General features: G+C 53.1%; 21 protein-coding genes and 1 pseudogene. 14 read left to right on the forward strand and 8 right to left on the reverse strand.

What is annotated here, in order from left to right; genetic code table 11:
• Positions 1-38 precede the first annotated feature (38 nt).
• A complete protein-coding gene (locus tag TALK_RS06440; protein ID WP_085617027.1) occupies positions 39-443 on the forward strand; it encodes a hypothetical protein in 405 nt (134 codons plus the stop codon).
• A 91-nt stretch (positions 444-534) separates the two neighbouring features.
• Here TALK_RS06440 and TALK_RS06445 read toward each other — a convergent pair whose 3' ends face one another.
• Positions 535-1017 carry a peroxiredoxin gene (locus tag TALK_RS06445; protein ID WP_085617158.1) on the reverse strand — a complete coding sequence of 161 codons (483 nt, stop codon included), beginning with the start codon at positions 1015-1017 and terminating at the stop codon, positions 535-537.
• A 167-nt stretch (positions 1018-1184) separates the two neighbouring features.
• On the reverse strand, positions 1185-3401 hold the full coding sequence (locus TALK_RS06450; RefSeq protein WP_085617029.1) for a protein-disulfide reductase DsbD family protein: 2217 nt from the start codon (positions 3399-3401) through the stop codon (positions 1185-1187).
• A gap of 352 nt (positions 3402-3753) precedes the next feature.
• Here TALK_RS06450 and TALK_RS06460 point away from each other — a divergent pair, with 352 nt between their 5' ends.
• Positions 3754-4332 carry a YqgE/AlgH family protein gene (locus TALK_RS06460; protein ID WP_085617033.1) on the forward strand — a complete coding sequence of 193 codons (579 nt, stop codon included), beginning with the start codon at positions 3754-3756 and terminating at the stop codon, positions 4330-4332.
• Between the two features lie 90 nt (positions 4333-4422).
• Here the strand turns inward: TALK_RS06460 and TALK_RS06465 are convergent, their stop codons facing one another.
• The gene (locus TALK_RS06465) at positions 4423-5250 is read right to left on the reverse strand and encodes a hypothetical protein (RefSeq protein ID WP_085617035.1); all 828 of its coding nucleotides are present in this window, start codon (positions 5248-5250) and stop codon (positions 4423-4425) included.
• Positions 5251-6196: 946 nt separating this feature from the next.
• Here TALK_RS06465 and coxB point away from each other — a divergent pair.
• The 12 genes from coxB to TALK_RS06520 all read left to right on the forward strand — a co-directional run bounded on the left by coxB (position 6197) and on the right by TALK_RS06520 (position 17415).
• Entirely contained in the window at positions 6197-7048 is an 852-nt protein-coding gene (gene coxB, locus TALK_RS06470; RefSeq protein ID WP_085617037.1) for a cytochrome c oxidase subunit II, read from the forward strand.
• Between the two features lie 11 nt (positions 7049-7059).
• Positions 7060-8646 (forward strand): cytochrome c oxidase subunit I, encoded by a 1587-nt coding sequence (ctaD, locus tag TALK_RS06475; RefSeq protein WP_085617039.1) that lies wholly within the window; start codon positions 7060-7062, stop codon positions 8644-8646.
• A gap of 80 nt (positions 8647-8726) precedes the next feature.
• On the forward strand, positions 8727-9653 hold the full coding sequence (locus TALK_RS06480; protein ID WP_211274776.1) for a heme o synthase: 927 nt from the start codon (positions 8727-8729) through the stop codon (positions 9651-9653).
• Entirely contained in the window at positions 9650-9787 is a 138-nt protein-coding gene (locus TALK_RS22095) for a hypothetical protein (RefSeq protein ID WP_169714965.1), read from the forward strand. The genes TALK_RS06480 and TALK_RS22095 overlap by 4 nt, the downstream gene beginning before the upstream one ends.
• A 7-nt stretch (positions 9788-9794) precedes the next feature.
• Positions 9795-10385 (forward strand): cytochrome c oxidase assembly protein, encoded by a 591-nt coding sequence (locus tag TALK_RS06485; protein WP_085617040.1) that lies wholly within the window; start codon positions 9795-9797, stop codon positions 10383-10385.
• A gap of 70 nt (positions 10386-10455) precedes the next feature.
• Positions 10456-11256, forward strand: a complete 801-nt coding sequence (locus TALK_RS06490; protein WP_085617042.1) for a cytochrome c oxidase subunit 3 — start codon at positions 10456-10458, stop codon at positions 11254-11256.
• A 24-nt stretch (positions 11257-11280) separates the two neighbouring features.
• A complete protein-coding gene (locus TALK_RS06495) occupies positions 11281-11643 on the forward strand; it encodes a DUF983 domain-containing protein (RefSeq protein WP_339862045.1) in 363 nt (120 codons plus the stop codon).
• Between the two features lie 10 nt (positions 11644-11653).
• A complete protein-coding gene (locus TALK_RS06500) occupies positions 11654-12376 on the forward strand; it encodes an SURF1 family protein (protein ID WP_085617046.1) in 723 nt (240 codons plus the stop codon).
• 125 nt (positions 12377-12501) lie between these two features.
• Complete coding sequence (locus TALK_RS06505) at positions 12502-13989, forward strand: carboxypeptidase M32 (protein WP_085617047.1); 1488 nt, start codon at positions 12502-12504, stop codon at positions 13987-13989.
• Between the two features lie 129 nt (positions 13990-14118).
• Positions 14119-14538 carry a cyclic nucleotide-binding domain-containing protein gene (locus TALK_RS06510; protein ID WP_085617049.1) on the forward strand — a complete coding sequence of 140 codons (420 nt, stop codon included), beginning with the start codon at positions 14119-14121 and terminating at the stop codon, positions 14536-14538.
• 171 nt (positions 14539-14709) lie between these two features.
• Positions 14710-16107, forward strand: coding sequence for a threonine synthase (gene thrC, locus TALK_RS06515; protein ID WP_085617051.1), 1398 nt, complete (start codon positions 14710-14712; stop codon positions 16105-16107).
• A 48-nt stretch (positions 16108-16155) separates the two neighbouring features.
• The gene (locus TALK_RS06520; RefSeq protein ID WP_085617053.1) at positions 16156-17415 is read left to right on the forward strand and encodes a M16 family metallopeptidase; all 1260 of its coding nucleotides are present in this window, start codon (positions 16156-16158) and stop codon (positions 17413-17415) included.
• A 49-nt stretch (positions 17416-17464) separates the two neighbouring features.
• Here the strand turns inward: TALK_RS06520 and TALK_RS06525 are convergent, their stop codons facing one another.
• The 5 genes and pseudogenes from TALK_RS06525 to TALK_RS06540 all read right to left on the reverse strand — a co-directional run bounded on the left by TALK_RS06525 (position 17465) and on the right by TALK_RS06540 (position 21817).
• Complete coding sequence (locus TALK_RS06525) at positions 17465-18475, reverse strand: LacI family DNA-binding transcriptional regulator (protein ID WP_085617055.1); 1011 nt, start codon at positions 18473-18475, stop codon at positions 17465-17467.
• Positions 18472-19242: a glycerophosphodiester phosphodiesterase gene (locus tag TALK_RS22425; RefSeq protein ID WP_417519774.1), complete on the reverse strand. Its 771-nt coding sequence runs from the start codon at positions 19240-19242 to the stop codon at positions 18472-18474. Before TALK_RS22425 ends, TALK_RS06525 begins: the two co-directional genes overlap by 4 nt.
• A 33-nt stretch (positions 19243-19275) precedes the next feature.
• Positions 19276-19899: pseudogene (locus TALK_RS22430) on the reverse strand (glycerophosphodiester phosphodiesterase); the annotation flags it as partial.
• Between the two features lie 29 nt (positions 19900-19928).
• On the reverse strand, positions 19929-20981 hold the full coding sequence (locus TALK_RS06535) for an ABC transporter ATP-binding protein (RefSeq protein WP_085617059.1): 1053 nt from the start codon (positions 20979-20981) through the stop codon (positions 19929-19931).
• Entirely contained in the window at positions 20981-21817 is an 837-nt protein-coding gene (locus TALK_RS06540; RefSeq protein WP_085617061.1) for a carbohydrate ABC transporter permease, read from the reverse strand. Before TALK_RS06540 ends, TALK_RS06535 begins: the two co-directional genes overlap by 1 nt.
• Between the last annotated feature and the right edge of the window lie 3 nt (positions 21818-21820).

A 21820-nucleotide genomic window follows, 5' to 3' on the forward strand; every position in this document is an offset into this window, starting at 1 on the left:
AGCCAGTTGCGCGCATTTTGGCATGCTTGGAGGAAGAGATGGGACTCTGGTCACTTGGCGGTCTCCGCCAACCGAAAGCACAAGATATTAAATGGCGAAAAAGCCCGCGTGGTGATTATTATCGCCTGTTCATGATCGATGATTTCAGCGAGCTGAAACTTGATGGTGTCGGGGGTGTGTATTTGCTTTGGCATGGCGGGATGAAGCCATCCTGGCTGGTCGCGGGGGCGACCGAAGATTTAGGTCACAGTTTTAGTGAATTGTTCCGCGATCGCGACATTCGCGAATATGATAATCGCGGCGGCGTCTTCATGAGCTGGTCCCCGATCAAGTCGGATTTCAGGGAAGGTGTTGTGCATTTCATTGCCAAACATACCAACCCGACATTCGAATGCGATTATGACAAACGGTCGGATCCAATTCCGATTTTGTTGCCGCGATAATCGCAAATCGCTGAATGCCAAAATAAAAAGCTCCGCAGAATCCTGCGGAGCTTTTTGGGTTTTACAGTCTTAGGGTCAGCCTGCAAGCAGATCAGAGTTTAGCAAGGACCGTTTCGGCGTTGGAAACGTCAAATGCACCCGGTTCTTCAACGGCAAGATCGGTGACTTTGCCATCATCGACGATCATGGCAAAACGGTTGGCGCGTTTGCCAAGGCCACGGCCGGTCAGATCAAGTTCAAGGCCGGTTTTGCTGACAAAGGCCAGATCGCCATCTGACAGCATGGTGATGTTATCACCGGCATTTTCGGCTTTGGCCCAAGCATTCATGACGAATGCGTCATTCGATGCCAGGCAGACGATTTCATCAACACCCTTTGCCTTGATGGCTTCGGCATTGGCGACGAAGCCCGGCAGATGTTTGGCTGAACAGGTCGGCGTAAAAGCGCCCGGAACAGCAAAGACAACAACCTTGCGACCGGCGAAAAATTCTTTGGTGTTAACGGCTTCGGGGCCGTCAGCGGTGGCACGGAAAAGGGTTACTTCGGGAAGTTTACTGCCGACTTCGATGGTCATTGGGGTTTTCTCCGTCATACGGGCGGCTTGATTGCTGCCCTTTTTGTGGTGGATTGATAACGCCATCAAACAGTAAATCGGATCGATCTACAAACACATCCGCAACTGTTTCGAAGGTTTCAAATCATTGTCACCGTTTATGTCTTCCCGCAGAGATGAGGATCAAATCACTTTTTGGCAAGGTCGGTGTTGCCCGTCGCGGTTGCCAGCGCATTCAGAACTTCCTGTGTGCCAAGTAGTTCAGACAGCAAAATTCCGGTGTCAGCCCCCGGGCCAAAGACGGCATTAAACGGGATGCCATAGCGCCCGTAACCGGCCAGATAATTGGCAATGACCGGGTCGGGGCGGGTCCAGTCGCCTTGCATCAGGATGATGTTATCCTGATTTAAGGCGTCGCCTATTTCAGTGGTTTCAAGAACCAGTTTTTTGTTCACCTGACAACTGACGCACCATTGTGCCGTGATATCGACCAGAACTGTTTTGCCATCCGCGACATATTGCGCAATTTCGGTCGGTTCAAAGGGCTGCCAGGCAAGCCCCCCTGATTGTGCGATATCGGATGGTTTATCCCGGGCCGGGACGGTTGAAAACCCCGGTGCGAACAGGGCCGCCAGAACGCCAAGGGATGCAAGCATGCCAAAGGTCAGTTTGCGTTTCGGAACAGTGGTGCGGTGGCGTGCCCATAACAGGATACCGGCAACGACAAGCATCATACCAACGGTAATCGCCCCACCCATGCCAATTTGAACCGCCAGCACCGACAGGAGCCAAACAGCCGTTGCCGCCAGTGCAAGGCCAAGTACGGCCTTTACAAGGCCCATCCAGCGCCCCGGCTTGGGCAGCAGGCGGGCAAGTTCCGGCCGGGCGGCAATGACAAGGTAGGGGGTGGCAAGGCCAACACCCAGCAGGCTAAAGATCCACAGGATGTCAAAAGTGCTGCCCGCCAAGGCAAAGCCGACAGCCGTGCCCAGAAACGGTGCCGAGCAGGGGGTGGCAAGCAGGGTGGCAAACATCCCGGTCAGGAAATGCCCGCCGAGATGATTTCCACCGCGTTCCTGTGTTGTGATGGCATCATTGGCAGCATTGCCAAGTTCGGATGCGCCACCAATTTCGAACAAGCCCCACATATTGAACGCAAACAGGGCGACAATGATCGTCATGACGGTCAGGAAAAGCGGTTGTTGGAACTGAATGCCCCAGCCAATCGTGCCGCCTGCCAGTTTGATCGCGATCAGGACGGCCGCAATCAGCCAGAAAGACGTGATGATCCCGGCCGCACTGGCAAGGAAACCCCGCCGGGTGGCGCTGCGTTCGGCGGCCTGTGCTTTCATTGCCGACATGACCTTGATCGACAGGACCGGCAAAACGCAGGGCATGAAATTCAGGATGAACCCGCCCAAAAGTGCCAACCCGCCCAAAAGCCAAAGGCTGGTTGTGGCATTTTGCGCTATTGCGCTTTGGCTGGGGGGGGCGCTGTCATTGGCAATACTGGTCGGGGACGCGGCGATGCTGCGATCCTGTTCGATTGCCAGCGGGCCCTGAATGACGGTGACGATGACATCATCGCCAATCGTGGTTTGATCATCTTTTAGGCCATAGATCGGTATTTGAAATTGTGTTGCGGCGTCTTGTGCGCCCGATATTCCCATCGGGGTTGGTACGCCAAAACCAAGCCGGGTGTTGCCTTCGATCAGGATTTCGACGGGGGCATCCGACGCAGTGTCCAGGCCCGATACAGCCACATTCAAGGCCGGGCCATTGTCACCGGCTGATTGCCAGATATCGGTAACCGACATTGGCAGGTTGGCACCGCGAAGCGGCACTTGGGATGCGAATTTTTCGATGTCGTGGGCGTAAGGGCTGATACCGGTGCCAGCACCAATATCGGTTGCATTGCCCGGCGTGCTGGCCGGAATATCAAGATCGAAATGCGCGGATGCCGGGATGCAGACGTCGCTACAGACCAGATAGTCAATATCGAGTTTGATCTGTACGGTTTGTGCCGGGTCGGCGATCGGAACATCAATCGGCAGGATGATGTGATCTTTGTAGCCAAATGTTTCGAGCCCGAAGATCGAAAAGCGATGCGGCGCAGGCCAGCGGATTTCACCGTCCGTAATATTGGTGGATCCGGACCAGTCAAGTTGGGGCGGGAAACCGGCATCACCGGCACTGCGCCAATAGATTTTCCAATCTGGCTGCAGTTCAAATTCAAGCCCAAGCCGCAGTTCGTTTTGACCGCCAATGGTTTTGCGCGCGCTGATCAGCCGGACCGAGGCAAAATCTTCGTTCACCCAGGTGCTGGCGGCGGTTTGCGCGTTTGCGCCCGGCGCAACAAGGGCGATCATAAACAGGCCAAGGGCGATAATCAGGGATCGAAACACGGGCGAGGTCCTTATTGGTATTCAGGCACGTTTTGTTATTTGTGGATATGGCACAAAACCGGGTCTTGTGCCATGTGTCGATGGCTAATCCCGGATGATGATTGATGCAAGGCACGACTGCGTTACCGGGGCGTGTCATGATCCTTGATCGGGCAGAGGTGATGCAAGGGGGCGTTATTTTTCTCGGTTTTTGCCTGTCGATTGCCTGTCATGATCCTATATGTAAAGCAGTGACAGCTTGCGTCGTTGATCAATATCATTTTATGACGGTGGCAATCGGGGCGGGCTTTCGATGGTAATATGCGACGGATCGCGTTAGGCTTTGCGTGAATGAAACAGGAAAAGTTTGAAAATGGGAATTCTTGATCACACGGGCGAATATCTGGAAGGGAAGCTGCTGATCGCGATGCCGGGCATGCGCGACCCCCGTTTCTCGCAAAGCGTGGTCTATATCTGTGCCCATAACGAAGATGGTGCGATGGGATTGGTGGTTAACCGCCTGATCGACAGCATCACGTTTCCTGAATTGATTGAACAGCTTGGCATTGTTCGCCCGGCACCGACCATTGCCGATATTCAGGTCCATTTCGGGGGACCGGTTGAAAGCGGGCGCGGGTTTGTTTTGCACAGCACCGATTTTTCAAATGATGCGACCCTTCATGTCGATCCGGGTGTTTCGGTGACGGCAACGGTTGATATTCTTGAACAGATCGCACTTGGCGAAGGCCCGAAAAGCAGCATCCTTGCGCTGGGCTATGCCGGATGGCGCAGTGGGCAGCTTGAAAACGAAATTCTGGCCAATGGCTGGCTGCATGTTGATGCGGATGCCGATTTGTTGTTCGATACGGATTGCGAAGACAAATGGGAACGCGCCTTTGGCAAGCTTGGTTTCGCGCCGGAACTTTTGTCGGGTGAAGCCGGTCACGCCTGATCCGGATTGTGGTTACACTTTTCCACAGAAAAAGCCTGCCGAAACCGGCAGGCTTTGTTGTTCTGGGATCGCTGCGCAATCGGTTGGTGATCAGTCGAACAAAGCGTCGATTTCGTCTTGCGAGAAAATCTGATCGACTTCGTCCTGATTGACGCGTTGGACATTTTCCGGTGCGCGGGTCACCGTTTTGTCGAGATTGTCCAAGCCTTTTGGATCGGCAGGTACTTCGAATTCAGCAAAATCGTCATCGCCCCAAATTTCGATCACGCGGGTGACGCGTTCCTCGATATATTTCATGGTGTTGACGACTTTGGTGATGCGTTGGCCGGTCAAATCCTGGAAGTTACAAGACTCGAAGACCTTAACGACCAGATCGACAATGTCGTCGGCCAGTCCTTGCGTATAGTCATCAGGGGCTGCGGAGCGGATGTTATGGGCCACGGCATCGATTTTTTCGACGGTTTCAAGGATGTTTGCTGTGGCATCCTCGGTGGCGGCGACAACAGAATCAAGCTCGCCTTTGACAATGTTCAGGCGTGTGCCGCCGTCATCGTCAGGCGCGGTATAAAGGGCGGCGATTTCGCGCTTGGTTTCCTGAATCGAATTGGCCAGCGCGCGAATTTCAGTTTTGAGCATCCGAAGCTCTTTGCGCGCATCCTGCTGATCATCATCGCCGATTTGCTCAGCATGAAGCTTCTTTTGTTCTGCCATCATGGTGCGGATGTCGGAAAGAAGCTCGAGTTTCAAATCCTCGATGGCGCTGTGGAGCGTCGATAAATCCTGCCCGCCGCCACCTTCACCACCACTATCGGGGATCGCTGTGGGGAATGGCATGGAGACGATATCACTCATCGTTTCCAGCTTGTTAAGCAGCCGGAGCTCTGCGGTGAAAAGCTTTTTGCTTTCTTGGCGGGACATAGAGCGAACCTCGATCTGAAACGTCACGGTAATTCTGCCCAGATGATAGAGATTACCCTACAAAAAGACAGAATAAACAATACTTTAGCATAGATTATCTGCGACCAAACGAATAGTCGATTGATTCCATTATCCTGAATATTGGGGGGAAAATCCCGCAATTAAAGGCGTATGTGCGTTTTTATGTTGTCTTTGTGTCCCGGAAACGGGAAGCCGGTGCACAACAGATCCGGCAGGCCCCTTGTGGTGACAATCTCAGAGATTACAGGGATTATCAACCTTTGTGCGGTGCGGCCGATGAAATTGATGCTCGGAATTGTAAAAAGGATCGGCGTCTCTAAATGGATGACAGCAGGTGCGCCGACTCGGAATTGGTAAATCCTTGATCGGGATGATTTTACCTGTCGATAAGGGCTGAATTTTGCCCTTGGCCGGGGGGGCGATTGTCGCGTCGTTTCGAAGACGGCGATAAACGCGTATTAAAATGATGATTTTACCTGCGGTTATCGTCGCGCGATGGATATTTTACGGTCATCTGCTGCGTGGCAGCAAACGAAGGTATGATGGCGCTGCGCGATCAATAATGGCAGGATTTCTATCGCAGGGATAGGCGTTTGGACTTATAAAAGATTTGAACCACGGCGCTAAATTCCTGAAAGGACAAGTAATATTTTTGTGCAACGCAGCGAGGTTTTTTCTGGAACAGGTCGTGAAGATAGGCTATTTGCCTGCACATACCGTTGTGCCGCAGTGCATGAGGGTTTAAAATTAGGTTTGTCTGATGTTATGTCGCGACCCTGATGGTGATACCGATTTATGGTTGAATCATCACGGCATGCCTTTTCGGTAAACGAACTCTCCGCTATGTTCGTATATGGTGATGGTTACGATGTAACTTTCCTGCAGGCAAATTGCCTTGAGATGTATTGCGAGGGGGCAGATTCGCATGTCGATCAAGATGCTGTTTCCCATTCTTTTGCTGGGATTGGCAGTCCTGACCGGACTGGATAGTACCGCGGTTGCCGCGGTTGGTCAGCCTGAGCCATGGCAACTGGGTCTTCAAGACCCGGTATCGCCTGTGGCTGTGCAGGGCCATGATTTCTTTATTCTTCTGACATGGCTGATGACCATCGTTACGGTGATCGTCCTGCTATTGTTGCTTTATGTTCTTTTCCGCTTTAGCCGGAAACGGAATCCAACCCCGTCCAAAACCACCCACCATACGCTTCTTGAAATCGTATGGACTGTGGCGCCGGTGCTGATTCTGTTGATTATCGCGATTCCGTCGTTCCGTTTGCTTTATTTTGCAGACCGCGTCGAAGATGCCGATATGACGCTTAAAATCATCGGCAAGCAGTGGTATTGGACCTATGAATATCCCGACAGTGGCAATTTCACGTTCGATTCTCTTATGATCGACGAGGAAACCGCCGTTGCCGAAGGCAAGATGCGCCTTTTGGATGTGGACAACCCTGTTGTATTGCCGGTTGACACCAATATCCGCCTGATCATGACATCAGACGATGTGATCCATAACTGGGCCATGCCGTCGCTGTTTATCAAGCTTGATGCAGTGCCCGGCCGCCTGAACGAAACCTGGACCCGCATTCCAGGTGAGTATGCAGGCACCACTTTCTATGGTCAGTGTTCGGAATTGTGCGGTGTTAATCACGCCTACATGCCGATATCGGTCAAGGCCGTAACCATGGAAGAATATGAAGCATGGGTCGCCACGGCCCAGGAGAAATTTGCGTCGGTTGATTTGCCGTCGTCGGTTTCCGTAGCTTCGGCAGAGTGAGGGAGAGATTTATGGCTCACGCTGACACCCATTCGCATGATGATCACATGCCCGGTTTCTTTGCGCGTTGGTTCCTTTCTACCAACCACAAGGATATCGGTACGCTGTATCTGATCTTTTCGATATTTGCCGGTTTGATCGGGGGGGCGTTTTCGGTTTGGTTCCGTATGGAACTGGCCCATCCGGGGACCCAGATCATCGAGGATCACCAGTTCTTTAACGTGCTTGTCACCGCGCATGGCATGATCATGGTGTTCTTCGTGGTGATGCCCGCGATGATCGGCGGTTTTGGCAACTGGTTCGTGCCGATCATGATCGGTGCGCCGGATATGGCGTTCCCGCGTCTGAATAACATTTCTTTCTGGCTGCTCGTTCCGGCGTTCATCCTGTTGTTGCTGTCGGCGGTTGTCGGCAGTGGTGCTGGGACCGGCTGGACGGTTTATCCGCCGCTTTCGAGCGTGATCGGGCATCCGGATGCATCTGTTGATATGGCCATCTTTGCGCTGCACCTTGCCGGTGCCAGTTCGATCCTGGGCGCGGTGAACTTTATCACCACCATCTTCAACATGCGTGCGCCGGGGATGACCCTGCACAAAATGCCGTTGTTTGCCTGGTCAATGCTGGTAACGGCGTTCCTGCTTTTGCTGGCGGTGCCGGTTCTTGGTGGCGCGATCACCATGCTGCTGACCGACCGTAATTTTGGCACGGATTTCTTTAATCCGGCTGGCGGTGGGGACCCGATCCTGTATCAGCATCTGTTCTGGTTCTTTGGTCATCCAGAAGTTTACATCATGATTTTGCCGGGCTTTGGCATCGTCAGCCACATTATTTCGACCTTCTCGCGCAAGCCGGTGTTTGGTTATCTGGGCATGGCCTATGCGATGGTTGCGATTGGTGTTGTCGGTTTCATCGTGTGGGCACATCACATGTATACCGTTGGTCTTGATGTTGACACCCGGGCGTATTTCACCGCGGCGACGATGGTGATTGCGGTGCCGACCGGGGTTAAAATCTTTTCGTGGATTGCGACCATGTGGGGTGGTTCCATCACCCTGCGCGCACCGATGCTTTGGGCGATTGGCTTTATCTTCCTGTTCACCGTTGGTGGTGTGACCGGTGTGATTTTGGCCAATTCGGGCATGGATTTGCCGTTGCACGATACCTATTTTGTCGTCGCGCATTTCCACTATGTTCTGTCGCTGGGGGCCTTGTTCTCGATCTTTGCCGGGTTCTATTACTGGTTTGGCAAAATGTCGGGTTACGAGATTTCCGATCTTGGCGCCAAAATTCACTTTTGGCTGTTCTTTATCGGTGTGAACCTGACGTTCTTCCCGCAACACTTCCTGGGCTTGGCCGGTATGCCGCGTCGGTATGCCGATTACCCGGATGCGTTTGCAGGCTGGAACCTGGTTTCATCCTATGGTGCGTATCTTTCCTTCGCAGCAACGATCTTCTTTATCGGGGTAGTGGCGCATGCCTTTATCCGTGGCAAGAAGGCCGAAGCAAACCCATATGGGGAAGGTGCGGATACGTTGGAATGGACCGTCAGCTCGCCGCCGCCGTTCCATACCTTTGACGAACTGCCGCGCATCAAGTAATTGATCTGATCTTGCGTTCCCCGCCGGTATTTCCGGCGGGGAACATACGACCGCCCCGAGAGAGAGAAGACCAGAATTTTATGACCAAGCAGGCCGCCCAACAGACTCTTGCAATTGATCGTGTTGCTGCATTGCCGGTATCGGAAGTGCGCGACTATATTGCATTGCTTAAACCCGGTGTGATGTCCCTTGTGGTCTTTACTGGTGCAGTGGGTCTTTTGATCGCACCGGGGTATATTCACCCGTTTTTGGCGCTGGTTGCGATTGCCTGTATTGCGGTGGCCAGTGGTGCCGCGGCATCGATCAATATGTGGTACGACCGCGATATTGATATCCACATGAAACGCACCCAGAACCGCCCGATCCCGGCAGGCCGAGTGCCCGCCGACGAGGCGCTTTCGCTGGGGATTGCGTTATCCATCGTTTCCGTGACCGTGATGGCGGTTGCCATCAATTTTGCGGCAGCGGCCCTTTTGGCACTGTCGATTGCGTTTTACGTTTTCGTTTACACGATGTGGCTTAAACGCAGCACACCACAGAATATTGTTATTGGCGGTGCCGCCGGGGCATTTCCCCCGATGATCGGCTGGGCGTCGGTAACCGGCGGGATTGATATCAATTCGATTGCGCTGTTTTTGATTATCTTTATGTGGACGCCGCCGCATTTCTGGGCGCTGGCTTTGTTCCGCTGTGGTGATTATGCCAAGGTCGGCGTGCCGATGATGCCGGTTGTGGCCGGTGAAGCGGCCACTAAAAAACAGATGCTGATCTATACGGTTTTGCTGGTGCCGATCACCCTGGTGCCGGTTGCGACCGGATTGCTGGGTGTTTTTTATGGTGTTACCGCCGTTTTGACCGGGCTTTGGTTCTTGCGCCATGCCATTCGCGTGCTGCGCAATGCCGAGGAAAAAGCCCCGCAGAAGATGTTTGGCTATTCGATCTTATATCTGTTTGTCCTGTTTGGCGCGATGGTCGCCGATATCTGGATCAAGGGGTATCTGGTATGAGCGATCCTAAAATGACCAAAGCCGAACTTGACGTATTTTACGCCAAACGCCGCAAAAAGAACTGGGTGTTTCTGGTTATTCTTGGCGGTTTGTCGGTTCTGTTTTTTGCCATCACCATTCTTAAGATGAGCTAGGGCACATATGGCTGATCAGAAGCATACGGACAAAACCAAGGTACGTAACACGCGTGTGTTGCTGGGCTGTGTCGCCGTTGTGGGCGGCATGATTGGTTTGTCTTATGCGTCGGTTCCGCTTTACGCATTGTTTTGTCAGGTGACCGGATATGGCGGCACCACACAGGTGGCAACCGAGGCCCCGGTGGATGTGTCTGAGAAAACCATCAAAATTCGGTTCAATGCCGATGTGAATTCCAAGCTTCCCTGGCAGTTCAAGCCTGAACAGCGCGAAATGACGGTGCATCTGGGGCAGGATAACCTTGCGCATTATACGGCTGAAAACATGTCGGTTAAACCGATCACCGGTCAGGCGGTTTACAATGTTACGCCGCTGAAAGCCGGGCAGTATTTTAGTAAAATTGCCTGTTTCTGTTTTGATGAACAGACACTGCAACCCGGTCAGCGTGTTGATATGCCGGTCAGTTTCTATGTCGATCCGGCGATTGCCGAGGATTTGAATACCCAGGACGTTAAGACCATTACCCTGTCCTATACCTTCTATCGGGCTGAAGCATCGGTCGAAGGTCCGGACAGCGACGAAAGACAGGGAGGCTAGGGATTTTTCCCGTGTTTCTAATGAAGAGAGCTTTAAAGGTTTCATTTGTGAGGATTGAGGGGGGCGAGGAATGAGTGATCACGCTCAGAAACATCCATTCCATCTGGTAGACCCGAGCCCGTGGCCGTTGGTGGCTGCGACGTCGGCAGGTCTGTTTACCGGTGGCATGGTTATGTTCATGCATTCGGATCGTGCGCCGACGGATTTCTGGCTGGCCGGACTTGGCCTGGCGGGGATCCTGTTTGTGATGTTCCGTTGGTGGAGCAACGTTATCAGTGAGTCCAGTATCTATCACAACAAGGTTGTGCAGATCGGATTGCGCTATGGCATGTCGTTGTTCATCGCATCAGAGGTGATGTTCTTTGTCGCCTTCTTCTGGGCGTTTTTCCACAACGCGTTTGTGGTCTTTAGCCCGGGGGTGACCGAATGGCCGCCAGCCGGTGTTGAAGTTCTTGATCCGTGGGATTTGCCGTTTATCAATACCCTGATCTTGCTGTTGTCGGGCTGTACCCTTACCTGGGCGCATCATGCCTGCATCGAAGGCAAGAAAAAGGATCTGGTTCTGGGGCTTGCCATCACGGTTGGTCTTGGCGTCATCTTCCTGTGCCTGCAGGCTTATGAATACAGCCACGCTGCATTCGGTTTTGCCGATGGCATCTATTCATCGACTTTCTATATGGCGACCGGTTTCCACGGCTTCCATGTTTTTGTCGGTACGGTGTTCCTGGCTGTTTGCCTTGGGCGGGCGATCAAGGGCGGTTTCAAACCGGATCATCACTTTGGCCTCGAAGCGGCAGCCTGGTATTGGCACTTTGTTGACGTTGTCTGGTTGTTCCTGTTCTTTGCCGTTTATATCTGGGGCGGCGAATAAAAAGGACCCGGTCAACCAATGACCATGGATTACTATCCAGCACTTTCCCCCATCCGCACCGGGTTGGCATGCAAATGCCCCCGTTGCGGCGGGGGAAAGCTGTTTTCAGGCTTTCTTACCGTGCGTGAGACCTGCGATCATTGCGGACTTGAGCTGCGCGGTCATGACGCGGGTGATGGTCCGGCTATTTTCATCATCTTCATTCTTGGTTTTGTGGTGGTGCCGCTGGCCTTGTGGGTCGAAATGACCTATATGCCGCCTTTATGGCTGCATGCTGTGCTGTGGTTTCCGACCATCATGGGGGTAACACTTGCCTTGCTGCGGCCGCTAAAAGGCCTCATGGTGGCGCTGCAATATCGCCACCGGCCGACCTCCGAACAGGATTGAACTGATTAAGATGCCCCTTCTGACGACACGCCCCAGTATCGCGATGAAAATCTCTGTTAGCCTTGCCCTTGTTATTCTTATTGGGCTTGGATCCTGGCAGGTTGACCGATTGTTCTGGAAACAGAACCTGATCAATGAACGTCATACCCAGGCAGAAAAGCCGCCGATTGCGGTGCCGTTAACACAGACCCCGGACCCGGCGATGGCGTTTCGTTCGGCCTTTGCCGAGGGGCGCTTCCTGAACGATCAGGAAATGCATCTGATGGCGCGCACACGGCGTGGCAATGTTGGTTTTCATTTGATCACCCCGCTTGAACAGGCGGATGGCAGTGTCATTTTGATCAATCGTGGTTGGGTGCCCCAGGATTATCGTGATCCGGCCACCCGCCCCGAAAGCGTGATTGAAGATGTCGTGCGTGTTACCGGTGTGTTGCGCCTGCCACAGGTTAAACATTGGGTGCAGCCTGAAAACGAGCCGTTGAAAAACCAGTGGTTCTTTGTCGATGTCGATGCCATGGCCGAAGACAGCGGCACCGAACTTGCCACCCGGTACTATCTTGAACTTGACGAGACCCCAGTACCCGGCGGATTGCCGATTGGCGGGCAGGCAAAAGTTGATTTGCCCAACAGCCATCTTCAATATGCGATCACATGGTACAGCTTGGCGCTGTCGCTGATTGTGATCTTTGTTCTTTATCATCGCCGCCCGAAGGACGATGTCGCCAGCTCATAGCTGATCATCGCACTCCCGATGTGTTGGGGGATGCGGTGCGATGATATTTTTCCTTTTCGAAACCTTGCCGGATGGCGCGCGTTTCGTGTTTCCCCGTTTTCCGGTTCCATCGAACAGGAGTTCCCATGACCGACGCCTATAAATCACTTGAATCCCGTTTTCGCCGGATCAACACATTGTCCGGTATTGGCGAGATGTTGCATTGGGACATGGCGTCGATGATGCCAAATGGCGGGGCAAATGCGCGGTCAGAACAGCTTGCCGCCCTTGACGTTATGGCCAATGAATTGGTCAATGCGCCTGATATCGGCGATCTGATCAAAGCGGCCGAAGGCGAAAGCCTGGATGACTGGCAGGCGGCCAATCTGGCGGAAATGAAACGCAACTGGGTGCATGGCACGGCGGTGCCATCCGATCTGGTGGAAAAGATGTCGCTTGCCGCGACCTCGTGCGAGGTGGCCTGGCGTGGTGCGCGGGCTGATAATGATTTTGCCGGTCTTTTGCCCAAACTTCAGACCGTGCTTGATTTGTCGATCGAGACCGGCAAGGCCAAAGCCGACGCATTGGGCACATCGGTTTATGATGCGTTGCTGGATCAATATGATCCGATGATGCGATCAGAGCGGGTTGATAGTTTGTTTGCGGAACTTGAAGCTTTCCTGCCGTCCTTTACCCGCGATGTGATCGAACGCCAAAAGGCCGAAAAGGCCCCGGTCGCGCCAAATGGACCGTTTCCGATTTCGGTTCAGAACAAGGTTGGCCTTGATCTGATGAAGGCGGTTGGTTTTGATTTTAACCATGGCCGTCTGGATATCTCGCACCATCCGTTCTGTGGCGGTATCCCCGATGATGTGCGCATCACGACGCGTTATGACGAGGCTGATTTTACCTCGGCGATCATGGGGGTTCTGCATGAAACCGGACATGCCATGTATGAACGCGGGCTGCCGACGGATTGGCGTAATCAGCCGGTCGGCAAGGCGCGCGGTATGACAATGCATGAAAGCCAGTCCTTGCTGGTGGAAATGCAGGCCAGCCGTTCGGAAGAATTTCTGACCTATGCCGGGCCGGTTTTCAAGGCGGCCTTTGGCGGTGATGACAGTGCATGGAACGCGCAGAACCTGCATCGTCTTTATACCCGTGTCGAACCGGGGCTTATTCGCGTTGACGCCGACGAGGTGACCTATCCGGCGCATGTGATCTTGCGCTATCGTCTGGAACGGGCCTTGATCGAAGGCGATATGAAGCTTGCCGATCTGCCAGGCGCCTGGAACGAGATGATGGGGAAACTTTTGGGCATTACGCCGCCAGATGACGCGAACGGCTGTTTGCAGGATATCCACTGGCCATCAGGGTCGTGGGGGTATTTCCCGACCTATACAATGGGGGCGATGGCCGCAGCCCAGATTTTTGCCGCTGCCAAAAAGGCGCAGCCGGAAATTCCGGGGGCGTTGGCGCAGGGTGATTTCGCACCGTTGATGACCTGGCTTGGCAAGAATATTCACGCCAAGGCATCAAGCAAATCAACCGACGAAATTTTGATCGAGGCAACCGGCAAACCTTTGGGTGTGGCGGCGTTTAAGGCGCATGTGCAAGACAGGTATGGCCGCTGAAACTGATTGGCTAAAACTGATTGAATGGCCGGGCTTATCTGCTAGCATTCATGCTGCTTTGCGCGTAGATAGGCGCGGTTAGGCAAAGGCATACAGCCTGATTTTCTTTTCCTTTTTCCCGGATGTGTCATGGGAATAACCGACGGCAACAAGAAAGTCATGGATCGGCAGGTTTATATCGCCGATCAGGTCATTTTTCGGGAAGGAAAACCGGGAAGTGCGGCCTATGTCGTGCAGGAAGGCCGGGTCGAAATCTATAAGACCATAAATGGCGATGAAGAAGTCGTTCTTGGCTCGATCGAGGCCGGGGGCCTTTTTGGCGAGCTGGCGCTTGTTGATAATCAGCCGCGTATGGCATCGGCGCGTGCATGCGAACGTACTGTTTTAATTGCGATCAATCGCCAGACGTTCGAAAAAAAGATGGCGGCATCGGATCGTTTCATCAAGGCGATTCTGCGGATTCTGCTTAACAACTATCGCACGGTGGTTCGTCGGGCGGCCCGCGCCGAGGCCAAGCTTAAGGAACATGGGATCGAGCTTGACGATTAGGCATGGATCGCATGGCTTTGCGTGATATTGGGCAAGGCATATTTGATCTGTCCGATTGGCCCTTGACTATGGCGGCTGTTCCCCTCAAAAACTCGGGGTTTGGATGACTTTGTCCGTAGGGGATAAAGTTGCCTGAATGTTGTGATAAAGCCCAATTCAGGAGCAAGCGTCGTGCGTTATGTCAGCACGCGGGGAACCGCCCCCGTTTTGCAGTTTGATGATGTCCTTTTAGCTGGCCTGGCCCGCGATGGTGGATTGTATGTGCCTGAATCCTGGCCGACGTTCACCGCGGATGACATTCGTGCGCTGCGAACGCTGACCTATGCCGAAGTTGCTTATAAAGTAATTCAGCCGTTTACCACCGGATCGGTTGATGATGATGCGCTTAAAGCCATCCTTGAAGATACCTATGCCGGGTTTGATCACAAAGCGGTGGCGCCGCTTAAACAGCTTGGTGCCAATGATTGGGTGATGGAACTTTTCCATGGTCCGACGCTGGCGTTTAAGGACTATGCGCTTCAGGTGGTTGGCCGCTTGTTTGATCATGTTTTGGCCAAACGCGGGGAACGCATCACGATTGTCGGCGCGACGTCGGGTGATACCGGGTCGGCCGCGATTGAGGCCTGCCGCGATCGGGACAATATCGATATTTTCATCCTGCATCCGAAAGGCCGCGTTTCCGAAGTTCAGCGTCGTCAGATGACGACCATCCTGTCAGACAATGTGCATAACCTTGCGGTCGAAGGATCGTTTGATGATTGTCAGGATCTGGTCAAGGCGCTGTTTAACGATCATGGGTTCCGTGACGATGTTAATCTGTCGGCGGTCAATTCGATCAACTGGGCGCGCATCATGTGCCAGATCGCCTATTATTTCTGGGCCGGGGCGCAGATGGGATCGCCAGATCGTGAAATATCGTTCTCGGTGCCGTCGGGGAACTTTGGCAATGTCTATGCCGGTTACGCCGCGATGCAGATGGGGCTTCCGATCAAACAGTTTGTTGTCGGGGCCAATCGCAATGACATTCTGGCCCGCTTTTTCGAAACCGGCGTGATGAAGATGGAAGGCGTTGAGCCGTCGATCAGCCCATCGATGGATATTCAGGTCAGTTCGAATTTTGAACGGTTGATGTTTGACCTTTATGACCGCAATGGCCTTGCAATCGCCGAGATGCTGACCAAATTCCGTGAAACCGGGGTTATGGAAATGTCGCAGGGCCAGTTTGCCCGCGCACGGGAACATTTTGACGGGTACCGCCTGAGCGACGATGAAACCCGGGCGGCGATCAAGGATGTGCTGGCGACCACGGGTGAACTGGTTGATCCGCATTCGGTGATTGGCATTGTGGCCGGGCGCAAATGCAACCGTGATACATCGGTGCCGATGATTGCCTTGGCGACGGCCCATCCGGCGAAGTTCCCGGACGCTGTTAAACAGGCATCGGGTATTTATCCGGACTTGCCCCCGCGCCTGTCTGATCTATATGACCGGCCTGAGAAGGTCGAACCCATGTCCAATGATGTGAGCGCCTTGATGGCGCATGTCCGCAATAATCGGCGTGCGGCCTGAGATGCATATGACGTCAGGATATGAATTGAAACACAGGAGTATATCTATATGACAGTCGAGCTCACCCAGCTTGACAATGGGATGATTGTCGCAACTGACCGCCTTGATCATGTGCAGTCGGTGGCGCTTGGGGCGTGGGTCGATGTTGGCGCACGCAACGAGACGCCCGATATCAACGGCATCTCCCATATGCTTGAACATATGGCCTTTAAGGGCACAAAACGTCGCACCGCATTGCAGATTTCCGAAGAAATTGAAAATGTTGGCGGGCAGATGAATGCCTATACCTCGCGCGAGAATACGGCCTATTATTGCAAGGTCCTGCACGAAGATCAGGAACTGGCGATTGATGTGATTGCCGATATTTTGCAGAACTCGACCCTTGACGAGAAAGAACTTGAACGCGAACGTCAGGTGATTTTGCAGGAAATCGGTCAGGCCAATGATACGCCCGACGATATTGTTTTTGACTATTTTCAGGAAACGGCCCTGCCAAATCAGGCATTGGGTCGGTCGATCCTGGGCAGTCCGGAAAATGTATCGTCGCTGTCGCGTGATGATCTGTTTGATTTTATGTCGCGGCGTTACAGCCCGAAACGCATGGTGTTTTCGGCGTCGGGTAAAGTCGAACATCAACGCGTGGTCGATATGGTTGCCGAAAAGTTCGATAACCTTCCGAACCACGAAGACCATGAAATGGAAGCCCTTCGTTATGAGGGCGGCAGCCGCATCGAACAGCGTGACCTTGAACAGGTTCATGTGATTTTTGGCCTGCCGACGGTGTCTTACACCCATGACAGTTTCTATGATCTTCAGGTGTTCAACACGCTTTTGGGTGGCGGCATGTCGTCGCGTTTGTTCCAGGAAATTCGTGAAAAGCGCGGTCTGGTGTATTCGGTGTACAGTTTCTCGTCGCATTATGTCGATGGCGGGCTGTTTTCGATCTATGCCGGGACCGGCCCGAATGACATTGGCGAATTGATGCCCGTGATGTGTGACGAACTGGTTCGGGCAACGGTTGATCTGAGCGAAGAAGAAGTCATGCGTGCCCGTGCCCAGCTTAAGGCATCGGTTGTGATGGCGATGGAAAGCAATTCCGGGCGTTGTGAATCACTGGCGCGACAGATTCAGATTTTCGGTGGTCCGCAAACCATGGAAGAAATCATCGCCAGGGTCGAAGCGGTTGATTTGGAACGCGTCCGCGAGGCCGGCAAGGCATTGCTAACCGGGACGCCGACGATTACCGCCCTTGGCCCGGTAAAAGACATGCCGGGTTATGATGATCTGTCAGCACGCTTGCGCGTCTGATTTAGGATTTGTTTTTTAAGGCCACGTCAAAAATTTGACGTGGCCTTTTTTATTTGCGTGTCGTTGCACGCAACACCGGTTCTACGGCAATGATGTGTTGCTGATATGCAGAGGCCGGGGCTTCGAGACGCTGTTGCATGGCATCGACCGCCGCCTTGACCAGTTTGCCCGCGTTCTGGCGAATGGTTGAGAGGTTGTAGGACAGCCATCCGGTCTGATCGATATCGTCAAATCCGAGTATTTGAATATCTTCGGGGATGCGCAATCCATGCCGGTAGCGCAAACCATCCATCACACCCAGTCCGATCAGGTCGGTACCGCAAAATACACCGTCGATCTTGTCAAGATGTGCGGCAATCTGATCGGCGGCATGCAAGCCCGATGCATAGGATTGACCGTCGATTTCGACCATTTGTAAAGGGACATTTTCCTTTTGGCAGCGACTTACATATGCATCTATCCGGCCATTTACCGAATATGTCGGTATTCGGGGGGATATTGCGCAAAACTTCTGAACACCGGCCGATTTCAGTAAGTCGAAAGCAAGTTGTCCGCCTTGGTTTATATCCATACTGACTTGGTCGGCACCCGTCACATTGGCCTCGCGATTGACGAGGACGACGGGGATGCTCAGACGATTACATTCAGCAATGATGCTTTCCGGTGGTGTGCCAGAGGTAATGATCATGCCCGCTACGTTGTAGCTGAACAATGAGGATGTCAGATTGTCGATATCGTCCGGGGTTTCAGCACTTAGAAGGATTGGGCAATAGCCTCGGCGAACAAGTTCGGCTGCGGTGATTTTGATCTGCTTGGCGCGGAACGGCGATTCCGCTGCAGAAGCCACGACCCCGACCAGACTGGATCTGCGGCTTTGCAGACTGCGGGCCAGAAAATTGACGTGATAACCCAGCTCTTTGGCCGCAGCCATGACCCGTTTTCGGGTTTCGGTGGAAATGCTGGCACCGTCAGTAAAGGCGCGTGATACGGCCGAACGTGAAACCCCGGCGAGGATTGCAACATCATAGGAGGTCGCCGCTTTGCCTAAAGGCGGTGTCATGCGAAAAACCGTTCATAGCAACGCCGAAACCCGAAGGCATCGGATAGATTTACGTAATCGGGGCGGTGAAGAATGATTTTCTCGAATGTGGCAATGTCCGTTCCCATATAGGCAATCATGCTGGCAACGCCGTGTTTTTGGCATTGTGCTATGTCATCCATATCTTCGTCAGGTGTGAATTCAATGATCGCCGCACCAAGATCGGCAATTGCCTCGTCAAGGCTGCTGTAATCCTGTCGGCGTGTCATGATTTTGGCTGTTTTGCAAAGCTGACGCAAGTTGCCGAGAATCTGACGGTCAAAGGACCAGAAGAAACACCTGTCAAGGCAGTCTGCGATATCTACGGCTTTCAGAATAGGTTCGACAGGCCCGGTTTTGAGTTCCAGATACAGATGACCGTCATATATCCGTGCAATATCGAGAACGTCGTCGATTTGCGGAATGGCTAACCCGGCAAAAGCCCGCGCGAACCATTTGCCGGCATCAAGTTTGCGCAGATCCGCCAGACTTTTGGTGGCGACCATTCCCTGGCCGTTGGTGGTTCGGGCCAGATCGGCATCATGCATGATGATCGGCATTTCATCGCTACTGCTGCGAATATCGCATTCGACATGCGAAAAACCGGCCGCAAATGCACAATGCATGCTGGCAGTCGTGTTTTCGGGCAAAAGGCGCTCAGCCCCGCGATGACAGACGATTTTGACCGGCCAGTCGGCATTTGGTCGAAACGGATTGACCAGTTCTGGCTTGTTGCTGCAAATGCCCAGAACCGGCAATGCGCGAAGTCGGGCCATGATGTCGGGCCGTTCTTCGTGCCATAGAACGATTTGCTGTCCTTGTGATTGCGCCTTGGCGATCAGGTCGGGCGTAACAAGGCAGTCGGGACGGGATGTCATATTTTCCCAGCATAAATGCAGGATGTCGAAATTCTCGGTTCCCTCGAAAGGGTCCGCGTCGGCCCGGATCAGTGTTGCCCGCGGATATGGACAATCGGTTTTTCCGAGATCGATAAGAATATCGCGATCAAATGCTCCGAGAATGGCTTTTTCGATATGCGCGGCACGGAGCTGCTCCAGAACAGGGTGGGCAGCGTCATATGCTTTTATATCAGCATAGATACCGATATCGTTCCGTTGTGCCAGGGCCAGAACATCGCTAAAGCGCGCAATGGGATAGCCTGCATCCTTTGAGGCAAGGGTGATTTCGTCAAAAGTCATATTGGCGATTTGCCGTTTACCACCATCATCATCAATGATTTCGGGATCATGCCAGACAACGACAATTCCATCCCGGCTGAGACGTAAGTCGACTTCAAAGAAATCGGCCCCCAATGCGTGCGCCAGTTCAAAAGATGCCAACGTGTTGTCCGGTGCATAATCGCTGGCCCCACGATGAGCGATGGAATAGGGCCGGTCTGGTGACATCCAGGGGCGGACGGTTTTGCGGGAGCCGGTCAAATGCGTTCTCCCTGTCCGTCAAAGGCCAGAAGATGCTGGCTTGCTATTCCCCACTGAATCGTATCACCAGGGTTCAAATGATCATTTGCGGGCTGGATCGAGCACAAAACCCCGCCATCGGACAAGGCGACATCATACAGATTTTCCCGCCCCTGAGTTTCGATGGCCAGAATATGTCCGGAAATTTCGTTGCCAAATTGCGGGCCAAAATGCTCGGGGCGTATGCCCAAGTTTATTTTGTCTGGCAGGTTCGATTGTTTCAGGTGTTGGGGGCGTGGTAAAGCCGCACCGCCAGCAATCATTTGATTTTCGTGAAGTTCGGCAGGCATGAAACGGATCGGGGGATTCCCCAAGAATTCAGCAACAAACATATTGGCCGGGTTGGCATACATTTCCCTGGGTTTGTCGAGCTGAACAACTTTGCCCTTTTGCATCAGGGCAATACGATCACAAATCGACATTGCCTCGACCTGATCATGGGTAACAAGGATGGCGGTGATTCCGGTTTCCGACTGAATTCGCCGAATTTCCGAACGCATTTCCAGCCGCAGTTTGGCATCCAGATTAGCAAGCGGTTCATCAAGCAGCAGAACGTCGGGGCGCCGGATTAAGGCCCGGGCAAGGGCCGTGCGCTGTTGTTGTCCCCCGGAAATATTGGCCGGTTTGCGTTCAAGTAAATCACTGATCTGCACAAGTTCGGCAATGTCGGCAACCTTGCGACGAATTGTTGCCCGGTCGGCCTTTTGCACGACAAGGGGGAAGGCAATATTTTCAAAGATGCTCATGTGTGGGTACAAGGCGTAGTTTTGGAACACCACGCCGACATTGCGTTTTTGCGACGGCAGATTGGTTACGTCCTTGTCGCCGAACAGCAACTGTCCTTCGTCCATGCGGTGGATGCCGCAAATTGAAAAAAGACTGGTTGATTTGCCGCAACCCGAAGGGCCAAGAAGCGCGATCATTTCGCCGCTTTCTATTGTCAGCGAGACATTGTCGACAACGGCTTGTCCGTCAAAACGTTTGGTGAAATTGCGCAGCTCGATTTTCATCAGCCTTTCGTGCCTCCGCCGTAGATGTTCATAAGTTTTCTTTGGAAAATCATGTAGGTGATGATGACCGGAATGACATAGAACAAGCCGACCGATTTCATCAGGTTGAAGTCGATGGAGCTTTCGTCCGCGAGCATTGTGGCAAGATAGACCGACAGTACCTGTGACTTATTGCCCGGTGCCAAAACCAGCGGCAAGACAAGCTCGCTCCATGCTGTCAGGAAGGAAAAAACCAGCAGCGCCATCATTCCGGGTTGGACCTGTGGAAGGACAAGTTTGCGCCATACGGTAAATCGGCTGGCACCGTCCTGTACGCCGGCCATTTCGATTTCCCAGGGAACATTGTCGTAAAACCCCTTCATGATCCAGATCCCAAAGGGAAGCTCAAGTGCGCTTTTAACCATGATGACGCCGATCAGGCTGTCATAGAGGCCGAGCGTTTGCAGGATCAGAAAAATGGCGATGATCAATGTGATTGTCGGAAAGGCATGCAGCATGATCAGCCCGCTAAGAAAAAACCGGCGAAACGGGATGTTGAGCCGCGAAAGCGCATAACCCGCCGTCAGAGAGATCGCCAGAATGGTCGTGGCTGTGGTGATGGAGAACACAAAAGTGTTCAGCGTAACCCGCCAGATATTGGCGCTGCTGTTTTCTGTGGTTTGCCATAGAAAACGCCAGTGTTCGAAGGTGATCTCGTCGGGGATCAGAGTTCCCGGTTGTGTGTTGGTGATGGTGTCGACGATCAGATAAAAACACATGATCAGTAATGGTAGCGAAAGCAGGGATAACAGAATGATCATCGGCGCAGCTTTGAAATTTCTGCTTTGTATTGGCATGCC

This window comes from Thalassospira alkalitolerans, from assembly GCF_002115745.1.
GTDB lineage: Bacteria > Pseudomonadota > Alphaproteobacteria > Rhodospirillales > Thalassospiraceae > Thalassospira > Thalassospira alkalitolerans.

Excerpts from the sequence above, each read along its gene's own strand:
- TALK_RS06480 (WP_211274776.1), top strand. The coding sequence starts at position 8,727 with ATGACCAAGCAGGCCGCCCAACAGACTCTTGCAATTGATCGTGTTGCT.
- TALK_RS06445 (WP_085617158.1), bottom strand. The coding sequence starts at position 1,017 with ATGACCATCGAAGTCGGCAGTAAACTTCCCGAAGTAACCCTTTTCCGT.
- ctaD (WP_085617039.1), top strand. The coding sequence starts at position 7,060 with ATGGCTCACGCTGACACCCATTCGCATGATGATCACATGCCCGGTTTC.
- TALK_RS06465 (WP_085617035.1), bottom strand. The coding sequence starts at position 5,250 with ATGTCCCGCCAAGAAAGCAAAAAGCTTTTCACCGCAGAGCTCCGGCTG.
- TALK_RS06505 (WP_085617047.1), top strand. The coding sequence starts at position 12,502 with ATGACCGACGCCTATAAATCACTTGAATCCCGTTTTCGCCGGATCAAC.
- TALK_RS06540 (WP_085617061.1), bottom strand. The coding sequence starts at position 21,817 with ATGCCAATACAAAGCAGAAATTTCAAAGCTGCGCCGATGATCATTCTG.
- TALK_RS06440 (WP_085617027.1), top strand. The coding sequence starts at position 39 with ATGGGACTCTGGTCACTTGGCGGTCTCCGCCAACCGAAAGCACAAGAT.
- TALK_RS06500 (WP_085617046.1), top strand. The coding sequence starts at position 11,654 with ATGCCCCTTCTGACGACACGCCCCAGTATCGCGATGAAAATCTCTGTT.
- TALK_RS22095 (WP_169714965.1), top strand. The coding sequence starts at position 9,650 with ATGAGCGATCCTAAAATGACCAAAGCCGAACTTGACGTATTTTACGCC.
- TALK_RS06495 (WP_339862045.1), top strand. The coding sequence starts at position 11,281 with ATGGATTACTATCCAGCACTTTCCCCCATCCGCACCGGGTTGGCATGC.
- TALK_RS06485 (WP_085617040.1), top strand. The coding sequence starts at position 9,795 with ATGGCTGATCAGAAGCATACGGACAAAACCAAGGTACGTAACACGCGT.
- TALK_RS06460 (WP_085617033.1), top strand. The coding sequence starts at position 3,754 with ATGGGAATTCTTGATCACACGGGCGAATATCTGGAAGGGAAGCTGCTG.
- coxB (WP_085617037.1), top strand. The coding sequence starts at position 6,197 with ATGTCGATCAAGATGCTGTTTCCCATTCTTTTGCTGGGATTGGCAGTC.
- TALK_RS06535 (WP_085617059.1), bottom strand. The coding sequence starts at position 20,981 with ATGAAAATCGAGCTGCGCAATTTCACCAAACGTTTTGACGGACAAGCC.
- TALK_RS06520 (WP_085617053.1), top strand. The coding sequence starts at position 16,156 with ATGACAGTCGAGCTCACCCAGCTTGACAATGGGATGATTGTCGCAACT.
- TALK_RS06510 (WP_085617049.1), top strand. The coding sequence starts at position 14,119 with ATGGGAATAACCGACGGCAACAAGAAAGTCATGGATCGGCAGGTTTAT.
- TALK_RS06490 (WP_085617042.1), top strand. The coding sequence starts at position 10,456 with ATGAGTGATCACGCTCAGAAACATCCATTCCATCTGGTAGACCCGAGC.
- TALK_RS06525 (WP_085617055.1), bottom strand. The coding sequence starts at position 18,475 with ATGACACCGCCTTTAGGCAAAGCGGCGACCTCCTATGATGTTGCAATC.